Genomic DNA, 20,295 nt, shown 5'->3' on the forward strand with positions numbered 1-20,295 from the left:
TGCTCGGCCACTGGACCCACACCAGCCGACTACCCGCCCCACCACGCTCACCGCATCTACGCCACCACCAGCAACGATCAGCGGCGGTGACACGACAATGGCTCGCCCGACGGCTGGCGTGGACGTAACACCGCCACCCGTGCCCCGGAACGTCGGTGATCGAGCGGACGAGCACCAATCCGATGCCGGGCATGTGCCGCGTCACGGGTAGGTGATGCCTCGGTGGGGGTGCGGAAAGATTGTCGAATCACGTGTCTGGCCTGCACGCCTTTTCTGGTTGGCTTGCGGTCTTCCGGGTCTGAGGTGTGGCCGGTTGGGCTCGCGCCCCGGCTCCCTGGCGGCCAGCATGCTGGTTGCTGTCACTGGTCGGCCCCAGCGATGCTGGATGCCTAGCTGGGCAGGGGCGTGCAGCCCCGTGTTCATGAGGGCGAGGTGGTGCTGGCGGGGGCTGGTTGGCGTAGGTGGGTGGGGACAGTGTCGGAGTCGTCGACAACGACGGTGTGGCTGTAACGGCAGCGTGTGCCGGTGTGGTCGGCGTGGGTGTCGATGCGGTTGTTGATCACGCGGACGCGTCCGCACCACACGGCTGGGCAAATGAGGCTGGTGACGGTGCCGTCGGCGCCGATGGTGGGGCGACCGCAGTCGGCGTAGGCCCGCACGGGCGGCCCGGCGGTCGAGCGATGTTGGCCGCAATGTAGGAGTGTGGCGAGGCGAGCGGCCAAGCGGAGTACGGGGCTCATGCCGCGACCGCCTCCTCGAGCCGAGATCCGATCACCGCCAGGGCAGCCGCCACAACGCGGCGACCACGACCGCTGTCCCGGCGGTCCAGCCCGCCGCGTTCATCCGCGCACCACCGGCTCAGACGCGAGGATGGCGTCCAGGACCGCGGCTGCCGACGGCCGGTAGGCATCGGTCGGCAGGCGTCGGTGTCGCCACGCGGTGGCTGTGTCTCCTGGCGTGGGGAGCTCGATTTCCGTGCCCAGCGGCAGGATTCGCGCTCGTATAGCGGACAGCGGTGCTGTGATGAGGGCGTCGTCGGTTGATGGGCGAGGGGTGGGCCGGCGAGGATGACCCATCGGGCGGATCCGGTGGGGTGGGTGTGAATGACGATCGGCCCGGGCTCGGGGAGCCTGTCGGCCACCGCAGGTGCGTGGATCGCGGGAATCACGAACGCCGAAACGTTCCCGGTATGTGCGATGAGGGTGCGGCCGCGGCGGAGGGCTTCGAGTGCGCACACGTCACGGTAGTGGCGCAGGCGTGCGGTGATCGCGTAGTCGAGAGTTGCGCTGCTGTGGTCGGGCTGTGTGGTGGTGTGGTTGATCGGTCTCATACGGTTCTCTCGGGGATGGGCGACGGGCGGGAGCCACCTGGTTGCTGGCGGCAGGCTCGTCGGGTGGTGTGGTCACGGTTGCGGGGTGTGGAGGTGGTAGATGCGATGGTCGATGCCGGTGACGAGGTCGTTGTAGGCCTCGACGAGGACGGCCAGGCTGGTCCAGGAGTCGTGGACCTCGGGATCGTCGGCGGCCCGGGTCATCAGCAGCCGGAACGCGCGGACCTGCATCGCGGCAATCCGATCCACCAGGGCACCCACCGATTCCGGGCAGGGGCGGGCATTCGGGTGCGGGGCAGGCGCGCGCTCGCGCAGCCATCGGTCGATCGCGGTGACGAGCCGGTCTCGGCGGCAGCCGATACCAACGGTGGCTGGCTGGTCGAGCAGCAGCGTGTGCACGACACCGAGCTGATAGGCCCATCGAGTGATCGGATGGCGTCCGATGTGCTGGCCCCGGATCGCCAAGAGCAACGAATCCTGCGACGGCCACGCCAGATCCGGCACTGCCGTCGTGGTCATATCAGCCTCGAACCCGAACCGGTGAGTGCCCATTCGTCGAGCACCGATTTGGCTGCGCGCAGGACTTGACCCTGGGCCGGGGCCAACATGTCACCCGGTGATGATGCTCGTTTCGGTGCGTCGACCCAGTACCAGCCGAACCGCGAGTCCGAGGTCGGAAGCCACACCCGCGAGCCTGGATCGAGAATGCAGACCTGCGGTACTCGCGCGACCGGTGTGCTGACCAAGCCAGCAGGGTGGACCAGGAAAATCCACTGCCGATGCCGGGGATGACTGATCACCGGCACCGCCAGGACCTTCGGGTGTCGCAGACGGTCACGGACCGGCCAGCCCACCTGTTGTGGCATCGTCACCGCACCCACCGCATCGCCGATTACCAACGAGGGCCGGCCACCGGCCATCTCGACAGGGAAACCGAACCGATGGCTATACACGTAAGCGACCTCGTGCAACGAGTAGCAGGTATCGAGAATCATCACCCAGACCTCCCCTCTATCCTGCTTGGGTCAGGTGTCCACCGACGGATATCGCGAGTTCCGCGATCGTTGCGAATGCCTCGCGATCACGACCACGGGGATACTTCCGCCATCGCCGCGGTGCTTCCGTAGGGCCGGGCAGCGGGATACGTGATACCCGGACCGTGCGTATCGCCTGGCACCGGAACAGCCAGGCGTTGGTTCGCAGCTCCGCAACAGCGCTGGGCCCGGCAGGACGTTCCGGTGTCGGGCATGGAGTTACTGGCGTATCGGTCGGACTGCCATCGGTCAGTACCGTCAACACCCCGTTGGAAATGTTCTCCACCACCGGTGAGAACAAACCAAGGGCATCCATTTCCTCGATCACACATTCGCCCAACCGGTGGGGAAGGTAAATGGCATCGACGACGCCGGAGGGAACGAGGATCGTGCCGAACGAGTCGATATCCGCGTCGAGGAAACCGTGTTCGGTGATGTACTGCGCGCAAAGTTCCGCCGCTGCAACCGTCGATGATGCCATGAGGCTCCTGCCGGATGGTCGGATCGAGTTCTGAGTCGAAAAGGGCAAGGAATCGGCTGCTGGTGTCGATGGTGTTCCCGTAGTAGAGACTGCCGACCGCGGTGTGCGATGTAGCACGGCCAGCGCGTCCTGGAATGTCCCGCAGTCGGGCCCGTGGTGAGGAACCGCGCGTGGTCGCTGTTGTCGATGATTGCACTGCCACGACAGTCTTCGCCTGTGGTCAGCCATCGATCACGCAGCTCGGTGGTGGGGGCGTGCATCGTGTCTCCTGTCTGAGAGCCGGAAGCGGACAGAAACTGCTCAGCCGGCCTGCCGCGCCGCATGGACGGTTTGCGGGCGAGAGGCAGCCGAACATGAGCTGTTCCTCCTGGACGCGGGCACATTGGCAGGCGTATAGACCATTCGCCGGTGAGATCGGCCAGACCGGGCGGTTCTACGGGTTCGCCGACTCGAAGGTGTTCCGCTGGTTCTGGCTACGATTCTGCGGACCGAACCGACGGATGCGGAAGCGCCGTTCGTGCATAGTTTTTATGCATCAGATGAATAAGCACGCCGACTGGGAAGGGATCTGCGCGATGGTCGATTTCTCCACCGCACGCGTCCGGTGCAAACGGTGCGGTGCGACGACCCCGGCCGGGCGATGCCTGCAATGTGCAGATGCCGACCTGATGCCGCCGCTGCCGGAGCACGCATGGTGGTCCGGAGATCTTCGTCAAGCCTTGGATGCCCGTGACATCGGCAAAGCGATCCGCGCCTACCGGCATCACCCGCACCATGGCCGACGCCGCATCACCCAGGAGGAAATGGCACGGTGGCTCTCGATCACTCAGGGCCACCTCTCGCGCATCGAGCAGGGCCGCGTGCCGGTGACCAATCTGGACACCTTGACCCAGTTTGCGCGACTCCTGGCGGTGCCGCCCTCGCTGCTGTGGTTCGACCTGCCACCCGACCGGCCCACCAGCCCTGTCCCCACTCGGCCGCGCACCAGCACCGCACTTCCCGAAGAGCTCGCCGCCGCAATCCTGGCGCCGACACACCCCCAGTTGTCCGACGCGCTGCTGGTGACATTGGCTGGGCATTCGGCACGCGACCAGATTTCAGGACCACACAATGTGATCGAGGCCGCCCGCCAGGACCTCGCATTCATCGAGCAGCGCATGGTCGACAGCAGCGACAACGGCCGCGGGTGCCACCGCCTGCAATATGTCGCCGGCCGGTTCGCGGAGCTGCTCGGCTGGCTCTACCAGGATGCCGGTGACCTCGCCGCTGCTGAACATTGGTCGCGAATCGCCCGCGAATATGCCGAACGCATCGACGACACCCAGTTCCGGGCCTATGCGCTGATGCGGAGCTCCAATATCGCTACCGATGCGGGAAACCTTTCCGATGCAACCGATTTCATTCGTGCCGCACTGTTGGGCAGTGACCGGCTCACTCCACGGCAGCGCGCTGTTCTGCATCGACAGCAAGCCAACGTCCATGCCGTGCGCGCGAAACGATCCGGGTACCGCAGCGACGTCACCGCATGCATCGACGCCTTGGCGCGGGCCGCGGAGGCTGCGGCCGAGCCAAACGACGAGCCAGACGAACTCGCCGGCTACTGCTCCCCGGCGTATGTCACGATGGAGGCCGCGCACTGCTGGATCCAACTCGGCCAACCGGACAAGGCACTGACACTCCTGGAACAACGTTTGAGCGACTGGAGCACCGACGGTCGACGCGATCTCGGTATGGGCATCGCCCGCTTGTCTACTGCATATGCCGGAGTCGGCTCATGGGCGGAAGCCGTCGAGGTCGCCGGATACGCGGCTACCATCGTGGCCGACACCGGGTCTTACCGCACGCTCGGTCAGCTGGACGCCACAGCGACGGTCCTGCGGGCCGCCGGCCAGACCAGCGCCGCGCGGGAGTTGACCCATCAGTTGCGCGCGATGCAACACATCCGAACCAGCCACGGCAGGAGTTTCGAGTGGAGTTGATGACCACCGCCAGTTCGACCGACGTCGCCCGCGACGGCCATCGTGTCGCGGTACTTCCGGTCGGCAGCTTCGAGCAACACGGTGATCATCTACCGCTCATCACCGACACCGCCATCGCCTGCGTCATTGCCCGTGAACTCGCCGATCACCACCCGCTGTTGCTGCTGCCGCCGGTGACATTCTCCTGCTCACACGAACACGAACAATTCGCTGGGACCGTCAGCCTCAGCCCGGCCACCCTGACCGCGGTCATCGGTGATATCCGCAGCTCCCTCGCCCGAGCAGGGATCAGCACGTTGGTGCTCGTCAATGCTCACGGCGGCAACTACGTCCTGGGAAACATTGCCCAAGAGGCCAACATCGGCGGCCGGCACGTTGCGATATTCCCCGGCCGCGAGGACTGGAACCGAGCTCGCGCGGCGGCCGGGATGGAAACCAACTCACATGAGGACATGCACGGCGGTGAACTCGAAACCTCCATCCTGCTCCACGCCACCCCCGACTTCGTCCGCGCATCATTCCGCACCGCCGACCACGAAGCGGCCGACCGTGAACACCTGCACCTGCTCGGGATGGCGGCCTACACCAACAGCGGAATCATCGGCCGCCCCTCGGCCGCAACCGCCGGCAAAGGCCAAGCAGCACTCAACGCCCTGACACGCGCATTCGGCGATTACCTCACACTCCTGACCGCTGCGCGCCCCAACCACTGACCTTCCACCAACTTCGCCGCAGGACCAGTGTCGAGCACACCGAACGGCGACACGGCCATGCTCGGATATCCCCGGGTTGTTGGACCGGGAGAAGGTAACGAGCCAAAGTGCTTCACCGCACTGCGGTCGACGCGAGTCGTCCTGTGCTCGTGATGTCGCCGGAATGCCCGTTCAATGGCTGTCGCGTAGAAGCCGTTAGCGCTAGCCAAAAACGGGCACCTTCGTGGGGAATCTGGCCGAGTACCTCTCGAGTTGGTGACCGAGGCATACATGGACGCCGAAGAAGTCGACGACTACGCCGACAGTCTCGCCACACCACCAGCACCGGAATAGGTGGCAACAAGATCCATTCCTTCCGCTCCCGTGCCCGGAATGGCTGCGCAGGAGTCAGGACGCCAAGCGCATCGCGTGAGTGTCGCCGTACACTCCGTGGACACGATAGTTCGTTCATAGCCGAGGAGCCGGCCGCCGCATGAGCACTTTGTCCAAGCGTCCGTTCCCGTTGTTGCAGCCTGTATCAATCTTCGATGCCGCGAGAATCCGCGACAATGATTGGATGGCGTTCAGCCATCTTTCGACGGTGAACGATCATTGGTCGCTGAAGGCGTGGGCGCCTGGCCAGACGGGGTACTACTGGTACCTGACATTCGATGACCCTGCGCTTACCGAGCTGGTTGCGCGGTGCCAGCAGCGTCTTGCTGACGAGTGCCTCGACATGGTGCCCTTGACGGGTCTGCATCTCACCATGCTGGGCATTGGCAAGACATCCGACGTGTCCGTCGACGATATGTCCGAGATCGCTGAAGCCGCGCGCATGCGCCTGCGTGGTTTTGCGCCTTTCGATGTGACCGTGGGTCCGCTGTCGGGATCGCGTAGCGCAGTGCGCTTCTCGGTCACGCCATGGGATCGCCTGCTCGACCTCCACCGCGAGTTGCGGCAGGCGACTTCAGGTAGGCGTCCGGGCGTCCGACTAGTTGCCACACACGAGTTCAGACCGCACATAGGAATCGGATACATCAACCAGAATCGGAGTGCGGATAGCTTGGTCAGCAGCGTAGCCGCACTACGGACGCTACCGGCGGTCAAAGTTCGGGTTGACAGGGTCGACCTCGTGGAGTTACGTCGCGAAGAACGGCAGTACCGCTGGCGTGACTGTGCGGTTATCAAGCTCGGTGCGTAGCTATTCGTATGCATCCGGCGCGGAGAATGCCCGCGCTGTCGACGACCAGTCATGCAAAGCCGAGAGGTAGACGGCTGACGATCGGGCAGGGATCTGCTCGAGAATGGGCGCCAAGTCGTGCGCTCGCTGCCACACCGAGCGGATCGGCCGGTCGCTGGACATGGCCAGCGCCTCGACCCCGAGCTGAACTGCATGTTCGAGATCGCGATGGTTCTTGCCCAGCATTGCTGTGGCCATGTCGAGTCGCACCAGGGATCTACTCCACACCGAATCGGATTCGTTGACGCACTCCTCAACCTGTTGCCCGTAATCGAGTGTTCTTTGATAGTCGCCTGCGGCGAGAAACGCAGTGGCTGCATTCGCCATCAGTCTGGCATGTCCATACGGTTCAAAAGTGAGCGCGGGTGTGAGCCCTGGTTCGGTATTCAGGGTGTTCGCGATGGTCGTAGCCGCATCGATGGCGTCGGTGACTCTGCCGACGTCGCCGATCTTCCCCAGCGCTCGTGCCAGGCCGTTGGAGTACAGGCGAATGGATTGAGGTCCGTCACCCGCTACCTTCAGCCCTTCCTGCGCGAAGGTGATAGCGGCCCTGTAATCACCCTGGTAGTAGGAGCAGAAACTCTGCGTTCCTTTTACCCAGGCCAGCAGATCGCGGTCCTCCAGCAGAGTGGCGATGCTAAGAGCCTCATGGCAGTACATCTTCGCGTGTCCGAAGCGGCCGCGGTTCACCGCCATATACGCGAGCATGCCTGAAAGTTGCGCGGCAGTACGGTAAAGGCGTTGCAGCTCAACGGGGTGGCGGCGCTGGTTCAGAAGCTCCTCGACGTGGCGGCGCGCGGCGACTACACCAGGCGCGAGTTTCTGTGGGCCCTCCAGCTCGTATCGGCCTATGACATCGTCGATCCCCAATGCAATGACGTCTACGAAGCTGCTGTCACCGACCATTTCGTTCAGGCTCTGGAGACGCTGAGCAAGTTCTGCCGGGGTTTCGAACATGTCGGCTGCGCCGGGAGCACCACGTACTTCTCGGGTTGTCCTCGTCTGTGCGGAGAGTGCAGTTTCGAAACGCGTGCGCTCGTCACCGTCCAGCCGCTTGAAAACTGTGTCCATGGCCGCGGCGAACTTGCCGGCAAGGGTAATTGTTTCGCGGCGTCGTTCCCACTTGCGCAACGTGCCGACTGGAAACCCCAGGATCTCTGCGAACTCCTCCTGCGTGACTCGCAGCGCGATGGTTCGCAACGCACGAACTTCAACACCTGTCCATCGGGTAACGACCATTCGGATCTACCTGCTCCCCACGCTCCGTCCGTGACAGCAGCGTAGTAGCTCCGTGGTAGTTGCGTCACTTCTCCTGATCGCCTGCCCGCGAGAAGGTTTCGATACCACCTACGCGTCGATGAACTGCTCTCCATAAACCGCGAAGGGCCAGGTGGTCAGCAGTCAGAGAGGGCACAGGAAAGACTTCCGAGAGGAGAACGAACTCGCCGTGGTGACCAGCCCCCCTTTCATCGCGTACTCACCGAACTGGCCGTCACTTTCGCACCCACCCCACCGACGAACCTCACCCACTGACCACCACGCGAACGCTGAGACCACACTCCTACCCGCTCAGGGGTCGGCCCATGTCAGGGCCGCCCGCCCGGTGGCGAGCGCGGTTGTGTGCTGCTTCGGCGTCCCCTGAACCTCTGTATTCGAGAAGGAATTGATGTCTGTTTTTCCTGTGACCGGTGTTCGTGTGCCGGTCGGTGTGGACACCACCCGGGCGAGCATCGCCCGCGTGTACGACGCCAGTCTCGGTGGCAAAGACAATTACGACGTCGACCGTGCAGCGCTCGGGCAGATCCTCGAAGTGGCTCCCCACCAGGGTGATGTGTCGCTGATGAACCGACGCTGGCTGCACCGGGTGACCCGGTATCTGGCGGGCACTGTCGGCATCGATCAGTTCCTCGATATCGGTGCCGGCCTGCCCACGGTCGGCAACACCCACGAGATCGCCCAGCAGCAGAACCCGGAAGCGGTTGTGGTGTATGTCGACAACGACCCGGTCTGCAACGCCCACGGTCGAGTCCTGCTCGAGCAGAACGACTACACCCATTTCGTCCCGGCGGACCTGACCCAACCCGACACCCTGCTCACCAGCCCCGAGGTCGTCAAACACCTCGACATGAGCCGCCCGCTCGGGCTCATCCTGTGCGGCATCCTGCATCACGTCGACGACGATCTGGACCCGGCCGCCATCATGCGCCGCTACATCGACAAACTGCCCGGCGGCTCCTATGTCGCGATCACCCATTTCTGGGACCCCGACGACGGCTCGGAACTGCACGACCTGGCGTTCGAACTGCAACGCCGGTTCACCCAGATGGGGCTGGGCTCGGGCTGGTACCGCACCCGCGAACAGATCGCCGAATACTTCGGTGACCTGACGTTGATCGAGCCCGGACTGGTCGAACTCGAGGACTGGTGGCCGGCGGGCCCGCCGGTGCGTGAGAGGTGTCCCGAGGAGCGGTTGTTGCTCGGTGGTGTGGGGGTCAAGGCGTTGCCGGGGCTGGTGCCGGGGTGGTCTCGGTGGGGGCGTGGTTGAGTCGTCGGCTTACTGGTTGCGGGGTTTGATCGTGTTTACTGCACAATCCTTGGGGTGTCCGGTGGGGCACGGGGCACCGGTCGATAGCGGCGTCGAGCGTGGAATTCCTCTCTACACCGAGTGTTTCGCGGCTGACCCGCATCGGGCCTACCGTGAGATGCGTGACCGGTATGGGGCGTTGGTACCGGTGGAGCTCTCTCCTGGGGTCCCGGCGACGTTGGTGATCGGGTATCGGGAGGCGTTGCGGATCCTGCACGACCCGGAGCATTTCCCGGCCGACCCGCGGGTCTGGGAACGTGGTGTTCCTGCCGGGTGTCCGGTGTTGCCGATGATGCAGTGGCGTCCGAACGCGCTCCGCACCGCAGGCGTCCAGCACGCGCGGTATCGGGAAGCCAACGTGGATGCGTTGGGTCGGGTGGATCTGCATCGCACCCATGCGGTGGTCGAGCAGATCGCGCTCACGCACATCAACCGCCTCTGCGAGGTCGGTGAGGCCGACCTGGTCGGCGAGTTCGCTTTTCCGGTGGTGTTCGACACCATCTGCGCCCTGATGGGGTGTGAGGCCGATGTCAGTGTCCAGGCCGTGGAGGGGATGGCCATGATGTTCGACACGGTCAACGCAGCCCGGGGCAACGAGCTACTGCTGGCGGCCCTGGCCGAACTCGTACACCGCAAACGCGCCTGCCCTGGGGAGGACATCACCTCCTGGCTGATCAGCCATCACACCGGCCTGGACGACGAAGAACTCGTTCAGCAGCTGGTGACGATCTTCGGTGCCACCAGCGAACCGCAGACGAACCTGATCATCAACACCCTGCTGGTGATGATGACCGGCGACCGGTTCGGCGGCAGCGTCACCGGCGGATCCCTGTCGACTCGGGATGCGCTGGATGAGGTGCTGTTCACCGACCCGCCGATGGCCAACTTCGCCATCACCTACCCACGGCAGCCGATCCTCATCGGCACGGTCTGGTTGCCGCCCATCAACCGGTGGTGATCAGCTTCGCCGCCTGCAACACCGACCCCGCCATCGCCGCCGGCGACCGCACCGGCAACCGATCCCACCTGGCGTTCAGCGCCGGCCCCCACACCTGCCCTGCCCCACGCCTGGCCTACCAGATCGCCCAAGACACCATCGACCAATTCCTCGACGCCCTGCCCGACGTGCGCTTGGCGATCCCGTACGAGCAGCTGCAGTGGCGGCCCGGCCCCTTCCACCGCGCCTTGGCAGCCCTGCCCGTCGTCTTCGACCCCGTCCCACCACTGACCGGAATGTGAGAACAGCGATGACCGACCTGCACACCGACACCGGCACCGGTGCCCCGATCATCCTCGATGCCACCGGCGCCGACATCCCCGCCGAAGCCACCCGCCTCCGTGAGCGCGGGCCACTGGTCCTGGTAGAGCTGCCCCACGGTGTCCGCGCCTGGGCCGTCACCGAGTTCGACCTGCTGATCCAGCTGTTCCGCGACCCACGCGTATCCAAGGACGCCCGCAAGCACTGGCCGAAATTCAGCAACGGGGAGGTGGGCGAGGATTGGCCGCTGTATCCGTGGGTGGCGGTGGAGAACATGTTCACCGCCTATGGCGCCGACCACCGGCGGTTGCGGCGCTTGATCGGGCCCGCGTTCACCCCACGGCGCACCGAGGCACTGCGGCCACGTATCCAGCAGATCACCTCTGAGCTGCTCGACACCCTCGCCAGCCGCCAGGCCGGGACGGTAGTGGACCTGCGGGAGGAATTCGCCGCCCAAGTGCCGCTGCGGGTGATCAGCGAACTCATGGGCCTGCCCACAGATCTGCAATCCGGGCTGCGGAAATGTGTGGATCGGATCTTCGCCACCGGCACCAGCCACGACGCGAAACAGAACTTCGCCGACATGGCCGCTCTCCTGGCCGAACTCGTCGCCCGCCGCCGCACCGATCCCGGCGACGACATGGCCAGCCTGCTCATCACCGAACGAGACGAGCACGGGGACCGACTGACCGAACAGGAACTCATCCACACACTGCTGCTGATGGTGTCCGCGGGATACGAAACCACCGTCAACCTCCTCGACCACGCCACCTACCTGCTGCTGACCGAACCGGACCTGCTTGCGCAGTTACGCGCCGGACACTTCACCTGGCCGGACCTGATCGAGGAAACCCTGCGGTACGCGCCGCCGGTCGCGCATCTACCGCTGCGCTACGCAGTGGACGACATCGACATCGCAGGACACCGGATCGGCAAAGGCGAAGCCATCCTGGCCTCCTTCATCACCGCCAACCGGGACCCACACCGGCACGGAGCTACCGCCGAGATATTCGACCCCACCCGACGAGCGAAGGAACACCTGTCCTTCGGATACGGCGTCCACCACTGCCTCGGCGCACCCCTAGCACGCCTGGAAGCAACCATCGCCCTGCCCGCCCTATTCGACCGATTCCCCAACATACAGCTGGCCCCCCGAACACGCGACGACCAGAACAAACCAGAAAACAGCCCACCCACCCCGCACAAAACAGCCCCACTCGAGACACTGGACAGCTTCATCTCCCACGGCCACAAAACACTGCCCGTGCACCTGAACCACGGCCACGCATCGAGGCAGCCATGAGCACATGGTTCGTAGACCAGTGCCGACAGCGGGAAGAAGCAAAGCCGACACCCCGGCCAGGCCCGGCACACCGTTACCCGACACGCGGACGCTGCTGGCGGTATCCACCTCTGACGATGTATCTGGGCATCCTGCTCTCCTGCGTTGCGTTTGTGAATTCATCGGCATCCAGAAGGCGCTCTGCGAGCTAGGACGCGACGTGCCCGAGACCGTGCACGAGCAAACAGCGCGGTGGCAGGGTCGCCGACGCTGGACAGACACAACCCCTGGTGGTGGACGGACACCATTGGGTAAGCGCCTACTCCAGGCGTTTTCGAATCGGAATGTGCCGCAGTCCCTTCTGGTCTGCGGCGGAAGGGAGCTGCGTTATGACCGAAACTATCGCCGCGACGGAGTTCGCTGGGTTTCTAGGCCCTGGTGGTCTCGAACGAGACAGTGCCCGTCGGCTGTTGGGGCAGGTGCTCGATATCGGGCTGGCTTTCAAGTACCGGCAGCGGTTCATGGCTCCTCGTGACAGCGCTGCACTCGATGTCATCGCCACCGAATCATTGCCGCGGATCGGGTGCGATCTGGGTGAGCTGTTGTCGGAGCTGGAATCCCGGTATCTGCCGACCATGCCGAATTTCGCGTCACCGATGTTCGCCGGGTTCCCTGACGCCGGGAACAATCTCGCCGCGGTGGCCGGGGCATTACTTGGTGAGTTGGTCGATGTGAACCTGATCAACGCCGACTTCTGTTCGCGTGGAGCCACCGAAATGGAGGTCGCGCTCATCCGCTGGCTACGCGAACTGGTGGGGTTCGAGGTGTCCGCGACGCCGCCGGCGACGGCGTTGGAGGTTGGCGGCATTCCGACCACCGGCGGTACCGGCGCGAACTTCGCCGCCGTGCTCCTGGCTCGTGAGCGCGCGTTCCCCGGCAGCCGGGCCGATGGTCTGCCTTCGGGGGCGCGGCCGGTGATCGTGCTTCCCGACGGCATCGGTCACTACACCATCGCGGCATCGGCAGCGTGGGCCGGGCTGGGCAATGCTGCTGCTGCATATCACCCGGTGCGGGACTTCCGTTACGACCTCACCGAATTGGACCGACGCCTTCGCGCGGCACGCACGGGCGGCGAGCAGGTGATCATGGCGGTTTGTTACGCCGGGGACAGCCGGACGATGACCATCGAGCGCCTTGCGGAGTTCGCTGAGGTGGTGCGACGCCATTACCCGGACGCCTGGTTACACTGCGACGGGTGTCACGGCACGAGCCTGTTGTTCTCCGACCAGTACCGGCACCGCCTCGATGGGCTCGCAGTCTACGACTCGGTGATGCTCGACCCGCACAAGGTGTTGAGCGTGCCTTATACCAACTCGTTCCTGCTGTTGCGTTCGCCTGCCGACGCGGCGCTGATCGCTACAGAGTCCGAGCTGATCCTGCGGCACGCGAGGTCTCTCGGTCAGATCACCCCTGCGACCGGCAGCCGCTCGTTTCAGAGCCTGCGTACCTGGATGCTGATCAAAGCACTCGGTGTTGCCGGGGTCGGGCGCATGGTCGAATCCCGTATCGACATCGCGAATCGGTTCGCCGCCCTGGTCGATGCGCACCCTAGCTTCGTCCGGCTCAACGAGGTCAGTATCAATTCGGTGGCCTTCACAGTGGTTCCGCCGGGAGCACACGTGCCTTTCGATTCAGAGACCGGGCAGCGCTCGGCCGCTCTGACGGTACGCGCCTATGAACGGATGCTCGCCGATGGCGCGATCTACCTCCATAGTTTCGTGCTGCCCGATTCAGAGGACAGGCTCGGCCTGGGCCGCGCGCACTCGCACCCCGTCTTGCGGTTCATGTCCGGTAACGGCCTGATCGGCGAAGACGACCTTGTGAACCTGCTCGACACTGCGGCCGGCTATGTCACTGACGGGGGCCTCGTGTGAAGAACGACAACCACCGGGCCTCTACCGAGGCGCTGCACGCGATGCGCCGCGCCGCGTTGGAAGTGCTGCCGGCGCACAGTCCCCGCGCCGTGGTGATCTATGGCTCGTTCGGCCGGATACGGCAGAAAGCAGCATCCGACATGGATGTACTGTTCGTCGGCGAATACAGCACGACCGCAGTGCGGCGGTTGACCGATGTCATCATTGCCTACAGCCGTGACCAGGGCCTGACTCTCGATGAAGAAGTGCCGTACATGAACAAGGTTCTGGTCGATTGGGAGGAGTTGGAGCAGGCTAGTACCTGCGCCGTATTCTCCGGCAGCCCGCGCCTGATCCCGATACGCCGCCACCCCGATTTCCTGGCCTCGAAATACATGCGGACGCGGCTGTTCGTCACCGGCGTGCTCGCACAGCGGACGTTGACCTGGAGTGAGGACGCTGCGCGCCTGGAAGCCCTTCGCACCCGCGCCCGAACAGGCCTGGTTCTGGCCGCCGTGGACGATCTGCGAGCGCTCGAGGTCGAAGCCGACGAAGACGCCGTAGTCGAATACCTGATGGGGCAGGGGATTTCCAGCGACAATTGGCTCGGCTTCGAACCAGATCCGGCTACCCTCCGGCACGTGCAGGCTTTCGTGGAGCGCACCTTGCACGCGCACCTGTTGGCGTCTACGCCTGGGGTCGATGCCGATGAGTAGGATCAGCCCATCCGTCGGCGTGGACAGCGTGCCGGCACCGCACACCGAACCGAGAGGAAGCGCCGCGATGCCGAGGCATCTCATCACCAGCGCCCTGCCCTACATCAACGGGATCAAACATCTGGGCAACCTGGTGGGCTCGATGCTGCCCGCTGACGTGTACGCACGCTACCTACGGGCGCGCGGTCATGAGGTGCTGTTCGTCTGCGCTACAGACGAACACGGCACGCCCGCCGAGTTGGCCGCCGCCGACGCAGGGATGACCGTCGCCGAGTTCTGCGCCCAAGCGCACAACACCCAGAAGGCAATCTACGACGGATTCGGATTGTCGTTCGACGTCTTCGGCCGAACGTCCTCGCCGCAGAACATCGAGATCACCCAGCATTTCGCCCGCAAGCTGTTCGAGAACGGATTCATCGAACAGCGCCCGGTCACCCAGGTCTACTCCCCAGCTGACGGGCGGTTCCTGCCCGACCGGTACGTCACCGGCACCTGCCCGCACTGCGGCTACGACCGCGCCCGCGGCGATCAATGCGAGAACTGCACGCGCCTGCTCGAGCCGACCGACCTGTTGAACCCTCGCTCAGCGATCAGCGGCTCCTCCGACCTCGAAGTCCGCGAAACCAGCCACCTGTTCCTGCTGCAATCCAAGCTGCAACCCGAGGTAGAGGACTGGATCGACCGGGTAAGCGGCAGGTGGCCGCATCTGGCTACCTCGATCGCGCGCAAATGGCTCGCCGAGGGCCTGCGAGATCGCGCGATCACCCGCGATCTGGACTGGGGTGTGCCGGTTCCAGCCGATACCTGGCCGGATCTCGCGGCTGACGGGAAGGTCTTCTACGTCTGGTTCGATGCCCCGATCGGATACCTGGCCGCAACCAAGGAATGGTCCGATGCCGCCCCGGACCGTCCGGACTGGAAAAGCTGGTGGTACGACGCCGCCGACGTGCACTACACCGAGTTCATGGGCAAGGACAACGTCCCGTTCCACACGGTCATGTTCCCCGCCACCGAACTGGGCGTGCGGGAGCCATGGAAGATGGTCGACTACATCAAGTCGTTCAGCTGGCTCAACTACTACGGCGGCAAGTTCTCCACCTCCCAGCACCGCGGGATATTCACCGACGCCGCGCTGGAACTGTTGCCCGCCGACTACTGGCGCTACTTCATGATCAGCAACGCCCCCGAATCCGATGACGTCAGCTTCACATGGGAACTGTTCGCCTCACAGACCAACAAGGATCTCGCCGACGTCCTGGGCAACTTCGTCAACCGCGTACTGGCCTTCTGCGCCAAGAGGTTCGGCGAACAGTTGCCCGCGGGCTCGTCTCCCAGCGACGCCGAACATGAACTCGGCCAGCGGCTCTCGCAGTTACTCGCCGACTATGAACATCACCTCGAGGAGATCGAACTCCGCAAGGCCACCACGACCTTGCGGGCGATGTGGAGCCTGGCCAACGAATACATCAACGACCGCGCGCCCTGGGCCCAGATCAAAACCGACCCCGACGCCGCCGCACTCACACTGCGCACCGCTGCCAACCTGATCTTCCTGTTCGGCATGATCTCCGCACCGATCATCCCGGCGACCGCCGAAAACCTTCGCGGCCTCTGGCAACAACCCGACCTTGCCGGCATCAGCTGGCCTGAACACGATGATGTCGAATCCCTGGCCTGGCTACGCCCGGGAACCGAGTTCACCGTGCCGCCGGTCTTGTTCACGAAGATCACCGAAGACCAGGTGAGTTCTTGGCGCGAACAGTTCGGCTCCAACAACCAGCAGTAGACGCCGCCCGGCGTTTACGTCGGTGCCCGGATGGCACGATGTCGAATCGAGGCCGGTGTCAGCCCCTGATGCCCTGGGTGCAGGCGGCGAACCCCTGACGACACGGTCGTAGGGAAAGCCTCTCGCGGGCACTGAAGTTCGAGGAGAACGCCTATACACTGCGGATGGTGGACTGCGGTAGCAACCTGTCGAAGCGGAGTCGTTTCAGGCGGCTCAGTACGGGGGTGCGGGGACGGGGATCGATGTCGTGGAGTGCTTCGGTGAGCCGGCGCACGGGTTCGGTGCACGAGTCGTAGCGGTCTTCCGGCGCCTTGGCGAGCGACCGGTGCAGGATTTCGTCGACCTCGGGCGGGATCCAGTGCCTGCGCTCGGAAATCTTGGGGGGCGGGTCGTGCAGCTGGGCGCGGGCGGTGGCCATACGGTTCGGGCGCGGGAACGGAGGGCGGCCGGTGAGCAGTTCGACGGTCGAGCAAGCCAGCGCGTACTGGTCCGTTGCGGGGGACACCGTGGCCGCTTGCAGTAGCTCCGGCGCGGCATACGGTACCGACACGACGACGAAACCATCGGTGGCCAAGGGAGGTTCGGGCCGGTGCAGCCAGCGCGCTTGATCGAAGTCCGAAATTTTCACTGCCGCAGGCTCACCCGCACCGACCAACACGTTCGCCGGTTTCACGTCGAGATGGATCACACCGTTGGTGTGCGCGAAATCCAACCCTGCCGCGATCTGGGTCAGCACGTGGAGCATGCGCTGTAGCTCCGAGTGCTGCTGCGGCACGCGCACCAACGACGCTCCCGTTGCGCCTGCGACGTATTCGCGTGCCGACCACAGTCTGTCGTCGGTTTCACCGTGCTGGTACATCCGCACGATATTGGGGTGCGACAGTGCGGACAGGATGTCGAACTCGTGCAGAAACCGTGCCCGCAACGCCGGTGACCGGCTGTCGCCGGGCCCCAGGATCTTCAGCGCCACCAGCTGTGGCCGTTGGGGATCCTCGGCCAGATACACCTCACTGCTGCCGCCATGTCCTAATCGGGACCGCACAATGAATCCCGCGAACTGCTCACCTGGCTCAAGTGCCACCACCTCACCATAAACGCAGCGGCACCTGCAAGACCAGATCGAACCGTCGGATCGCTGTTCGAAGACGAGCTCGATAGCGCTCGGCGAAAGAAACTTTCGGCCGTCGAGTTTCCCGCCGCAGGCGAGCAGCGATTGCACGCAAGCCGGGATGCGAACAGCAGGTCAGTGGGGCAAACCCAGCCCGTCGGCCAGCACCGGCCAGGATTTCTTCATCGACTCCTCCCAGTATCCCCACGAATGGGTGCCGGTGGGCTGGAAGTCGTAGGTGGCGGGGATGCCGAATGCGTCGAGCCGACTGCGTAGGTTGTGGGTGCACCAGTTCACCGCCGCCTCGATCACTCCGCCGATGAGCAACTGGTCGAGGTAGCCTCGCGGGCCGGGCTGCATGTACTCACCGTTATAGGTGTCGTACATGCCGGGGACGCCGGTGCCGGTGGAGATGAACAGTTTCAGCCCGCGCAGGCCCTCGGCATTCACGTACGGGTCGTTGGCTGCCCACATCGGGTCTCCGGGTGGGCCGTACATATTGTCGGTGTCGCCGCCGCCCCAGGTCTCCACTGCCAGTTTCACGAAGCGCTGCCCGATCGGATCGCTGATCTGGGCGCAGCCGCTGTAGGCGGCGACGGCACGGTACAGGCCGGGTTTCGCGATCGGCAGTTGCAGCACCGAGGTGCCCGAGGTGGACAGGCCTGCGATGGCGTTGACGCCGGTGGTGCCGAATTCGGTGTCGATCAACGGCGGCAGCTCCTCGGTGAGGAAGGTTTTCCACTTGTAGACACCGAGTTTCGGGTCGGGAGCGCGCCAGTCGGTGTAGTAGCTCCAGCGGCCGCCGATCGGTTGCACCACATTGACGTCCTTATCGGCCAGTAAGCGCAGCACGTCGGTGTTCTTCTGCCAGGTCGCACTGTCCTGTCCACCGCCGCCACCGTTGAGCAGGTACAGGGTGGGGCGCGGGACCGACCGGTCGGCGGGGCGCAGCACGTTGATCATGATGTCGGTGTTCATCGCCGCCGAATGCACCCGTAACTGCACGGTGCGCTCGTCGACCGGCCATGACTCGGTGATCGCTGACGGTTGCGCGCCCGGTGCGGCCGCGACCACGGTGGTCTGCGCGGCGGGTAGCGCCAACGCGACGGTGACGACCGCGCAGGTGCGCAGCAGGGAACGGAAACTGGTAGTGGCGTTCATCGGCGCCGAAATCCTCTCGGTGTCGGGACGGTACCCGCCTTTCGGTGGGTGACAGCCCTGTGCCCACCGAGCGTCGGGTGCGCTGTACCGCTCGGTGGGCATATCCGCCGCACCATCGGTGGGCCGAGCGGACAGGGGGCGGGCAATCGAGTTGCCCTGTCCGCGGCCTGGTGTGTGGCGGCGGCGCCCGGGCGGGCCGGTCGTGGGAGTCGATGCGTGACCGGTCCGGCCGGGTGCCTGGCTAGGGTTGGTTCACAGCTGTCCGCCGCCACCGATGAGCCACGGGTTGAATGTGCATTGCAGGGTGGGGAATTGGGTGGGGTCGAGGGCGTTGAGCGCGATCGACAACGCGCGGGGGGAGTACATGATGGTCAGGTGGTCGGAGATGTCTTGTTCGCAGCCGTCTTGGAGGGTGATGTTGCGGACGGTGGCACCCGGCCCGGCCTGCAGGAAGGTCAGGTCGTAGGGGTTGGTGATCTCGTCGTAGCGGGTGCCGACGATGGTGTAGTCGACCCCGGGGACGGTGTCACCGCCTGCGTTGAGTTGGTTGACGAAGTCCGAGCCGATGGTCTGCTGGATTCCGGCATGGCCGACGAAGATCTCGATGAAACCGAGGATGTCGATACCGAAGTTGTTGATCGCCCGCCCCAGAGCGCCGATCCCGTCGAGGCTGGTGCCGTGATGGGTGGCGCCGTAGGTGATGAGGTTCTTCACCTTGGCCGCGCCGCCTTCGAACTTGGTGTACCAGTTCGACATCGACCCACCCTGGGAATGGGCGACGATGTCGACCTCACTGGCGCCGGTGGCGGCCAGTACCCGGTCGACGAACACCGCGAGCTGCTTGGCCGAGTCCTGGATATATCCGGTGCCCATCACCCCGGGCAGTATCGATCCGAGCCCACCACCTTCGAGGAGGTTGGCGCGGCCGTAGTTGAAGGTGAAGGTGCAGAACCCGGCGTCTTTGATCGGCTGACCCATGTAGGCGAACCCGTTATAGGCGTTCATCCAGGTGCCGTGGATCAGCAGCACCGGCCGCGGATGTTCGGCGGTGGGCTTGCAGTTCCAGTCGTTGGCACCGGGCGGGGCGGCGTCACCGTTGGCCAGGCCGTAAGCGAATGCAGCCAGCCAGGAGGTCTGCGGTGGACCGTGACCGATGGTGTCGGAGGCGTAACCGCCGGAAGAGCCCGAACTACTGCCGGACCCGCCGTAACAGTCCCCCGACCCGTTGCCTGACCCCGCGCCGCTGCCCGAGGTGCACGCCGACCCGGTACCCGCGCTGCCGGTGTCTGCGACGGGCGCGCTTCTCAGGCCCGCCGTGATGTAATCGGCGAGTTCCTGGTCGGTGGCGACGTGACCCGGTTCGGCCACCGCGCCCGCGCCGGCGACGCCGAACGCGAGCACGGCAGTGCTCAGCAGCACGGCCGCGCGCAGCAGCCGGACGGAGGTACTTCGTTTCATGTCTTGCCTTCCTCGATGAAGCCGCGGCCGCCTCGGCTACCGGAGTGGTGACCGCGAAACTGCGCCAAAGCTAATGCGTTCCAGCCGTGCGAACGGGCGTCGTCGCCTGGATCTGGAGACATCACCAATCGGTGTGGGAGAAAATTAGGTTCGAACACAGAAGCTTTCGACAGCGGTGATTTCGTGTGTCGCTGGTGTCTTTTCACCGACATGTCGGTGTGCATCGTTCGAGGACGTGGCCGGAACCAAAACTTCGTTTCTTGCGCGGTGAAT

Annotated in this window: 18 protein-coding genes; 10 read left to right on the forward strand and 8 right to left on the reverse strand. The window is 64.7% G+C overall.

From position 1 onward, the window contains the following. Positions 1-419: 419 nt before the first annotated feature. From B0T44_RS26550 to B0T44_RS13320, 4 genes are all read right to left on the reverse strand, one after another. The gene (locus tag B0T44_RS26550) at positions 420-740 is read right to left on the reverse strand and encodes a hypothetical protein (protein ID WP_139347960.1); all 321 of its coding nucleotides are present in this window, start codon (positions 738-740) and stop codon (positions 420-422) included. A 662-nt stretch (positions 741-1,402) separates the two neighbouring features. Continuing rightward, the gene (locus B0T44_RS13310) at positions 1,403-1,849 is read right to left on the reverse strand and encodes a DUF4254 domain-containing protein (protein WP_077120221.1); all 447 of its coding nucleotides are present in this window, start codon (positions 1,847-1,849) and stop codon (positions 1,403-1,405) included. After that, a complete protein-coding gene (locus B0T44_RS13315; protein WP_139795324.1) occupies positions 1,846-2,328 on the reverse strand; it encodes a hypothetical protein in 483 nt (160 codons plus the stop codon). Before B0T44_RS13315 ends, B0T44_RS13310 begins: the two co-directional genes overlap by 4 nt. A 13-nt stretch (positions 2,329-2,341) precedes the next feature. Further along, a complete protein-coding gene (locus B0T44_RS13320) occupies positions 2,342-2,845 on the reverse strand; it encodes a hypothetical protein (RefSeq protein WP_077120217.1) in 504 nt (167 codons plus the stop codon). A gap of 539 nt (positions 2,846-3,384) precedes the next feature. Here B0T44_RS13320 and B0T44_RS13325 point away from each other — a divergent pair. From B0T44_RS13325 to B0T44_RS13335, 3 genes are all read left to right on the forward strand, one after another. Beyond that, entirely contained in the window at positions 3,385-4,824 is a 1,440-nt protein-coding gene (locus tag B0T44_RS13325) for a helix-turn-helix domain-containing protein (protein ID WP_254854234.1), read from the forward strand. Then, positions 4,824-5,537, forward strand: a complete 714-nt coding sequence (locus B0T44_RS13330; RefSeq protein ID WP_217697545.1) for a creatininase family protein — start codon at positions 4,824-4,826, stop codon at positions 5,535-5,537. The genes B0T44_RS13325 and B0T44_RS13330 overlap by 1 nt, the downstream gene beginning before the upstream one ends. Positions 5,538-6,009: 472 nt before the next feature. Then, positions 6,010-6,717 (forward strand): 2'-5' RNA ligase family protein, encoded by a 708-nt coding sequence (locus B0T44_RS13335; protein ID WP_077120212.1) that lies wholly within the window; start codon positions 6,010-6,012, stop codon positions 6,715-6,717. Here the strand turns inward: B0T44_RS13335 and B0T44_RS13340 are convergent, their stop codons facing one another. Further along, complete coding sequence (locus tag B0T44_RS13340) at positions 6,718-7,995, reverse strand: helix-turn-helix domain-containing protein (RefSeq protein ID WP_139347957.1); 1,278 nt, start codon at positions 7,993-7,995, stop codon at positions 6,718-6,720. It abuts the gene before it with no gap. A 427-nt stretch (positions 7,996-8,422) separates the two neighbouring features. Here B0T44_RS13340 and B0T44_RS13345 point away from each other — a divergent pair, with 427 nt between their 5' ends. From B0T44_RS13345 to metG, 7 genes are all read left to right on the forward strand, one after another. Continuing rightward, positions 8,423-9,301: an SAM-dependent methyltransferase gene (locus tag B0T44_RS13345; RefSeq protein ID WP_077120207.1), complete on the forward strand. Its 879-nt coding sequence runs from the start codon at positions 8,423-8,425 to the stop codon at positions 9,299-9,301. A 157-nt stretch (positions 9,302-9,458) separates the two neighbouring features. Next, positions 9,459-10,298, forward strand: coding sequence for a cytochrome P450 family protein (locus B0T44_RS13350; protein WP_367947003.1), 840 nt, complete (start codon positions 9,459-9,461; stop codon positions 10,296-10,298). Then, positions 10,295-10,579, forward strand: a complete 285-nt coding sequence (locus B0T44_RS28570) for a cytochrome P450 family protein (RefSeq protein WP_367947002.1) — start codon at positions 10,295-10,297, stop codon at positions 10,577-10,579. Before B0T44_RS13350 ends, B0T44_RS28570 begins: the two co-directional genes overlap by 4 nt. An 8-nt stretch (positions 10,580-10,587) precedes the next feature. Beyond that, entirely contained in the window at positions 10,588-11,901 is a 1,314-nt protein-coding gene (locus tag B0T44_RS13355; RefSeq protein ID WP_077120205.1) for a cytochrome P450 family protein, read from the forward strand. Positions 11,902-12,269: 368 nt separating this feature from the next. Further along, entirely contained in the window at positions 12,270-13,814 is a 1,545-nt protein-coding gene (locus B0T44_RS13360) for a pyridoxal phosphate-dependent decarboxylase family protein (RefSeq protein WP_175648107.1), read from the forward strand. Continuing rightward, positions 13,811-14,509, forward strand: a complete 699-nt coding sequence (locus B0T44_RS13365; protein ID WP_077120203.1) for a hypothetical protein — start codon at positions 13,811-13,813, stop codon at positions 14,507-14,509. Before B0T44_RS13360 ends, B0T44_RS13365 begins: the two co-directional genes overlap by 4 nt. A gap of 67 nt (positions 14,510-14,576) precedes the next feature. Next, a complete protein-coding gene (gene metG / locus B0T44_RS13370; RefSeq protein WP_077120267.1) occupies positions 14,577-16,295 on the forward strand; it encodes a methionine--tRNA ligase in 1,719 nt (572 codons plus the stop codon). 151 nt (positions 16,296-16,446) lie between these two features. Here metG and B0T44_RS13375 read toward each other — a convergent pair whose 3' ends face one another. From B0T44_RS13375 to B0T44_RS13385, 3 genes are all read right to left on the reverse strand, one after another. After that, the gene (locus tag B0T44_RS13375) at positions 16,447-17,376 is read right to left on the reverse strand and encodes a serine/threonine-protein kinase (protein ID WP_175648106.1); all 930 of its coding nucleotides are present in this window, start codon (positions 17,374-17,376) and stop codon (positions 16,447-16,449) included. A gap of 162 nt (positions 17,377-17,538) precedes the next feature. After that, a complete protein-coding gene (locus B0T44_RS13380) occupies positions 17,539-18,564 on the reverse strand; it encodes an alpha/beta hydrolase (RefSeq protein ID WP_077120265.1) in 1,026 nt (341 codons plus the stop codon). Between the two features lie 252 nt (positions 18,565-18,816). Continuing rightward, positions 18,817-20,022, reverse strand: coding sequence for an esterase/lipase family protein (locus B0T44_RS13385; protein WP_077120199.1), 1,206 nt, complete (start codon positions 20,020-20,022; stop codon positions 18,817-18,819). Positions 20,023-20,295 lie beyond the last annotated feature (273 nt).

Source organism: Nocardia donostiensis, assembly GCF_002081715.1.
Classification (GTDB): domain Bacteria; phylum Actinomycetota; class Actinomycetes; order Mycobacteriales; family Mycobacteriaceae; genus Nocardia; species Nocardia donostiensis.